The organism is Psychrobacter sp. AOP31-B2-9, assembly GCF_052378005.1.
Taxonomy (GTDB): Bacteria; Pseudomonadota; Gammaproteobacteria; order Pseudomonadales; family Moraxellaceae; genus Psychrobacter.
Window position 1 is genome coordinate 1 of the sequence record NZ_JBQSXG010000361.1, and the last position, 339, is coordinate 339.

Sequence of the window (339 nt, forward strand, 5' to 3'; positions counted from 1 at the left end):
TTGCCACCTTATTTTGGTAAGCCTAATACCGTCTACAAGGCTTATCAGCGCTGGTTTCGTAGCAATAAATTGATTGCACTGTTTGCTTTATTAATTAAAGACTCAGACTGTGAATGGGTATTTATCGATGGCACGCATATTAAAGCACATCAGCACAGTAATGGTGGCAATGAGGTGGAACAAGCCATTAGTAAAAGTGTGGCAGGACGCGCCACCAAGATTCATTTAGCAGTTGATGCCCATGGCAACCCTATTACTTTTATCCTATCAGATGGCACGACTCACGATGTAAAGGTCGCTCCAGACTTAATTGATAAGATTAATTTAAGTGGTACAGAT

The 339-nt window shown here is 41.0% G+C and carries 1 protein-coding gene; it reads left to right on the plus strand.

Annotated features, from left to right (window positions below):
• Positions 1-339 (plus strand): transposase (locus ACT3SX_RS15635; protein WP_444761884.1); only part of this gene is annotated, 339 nt, incomplete at both ends.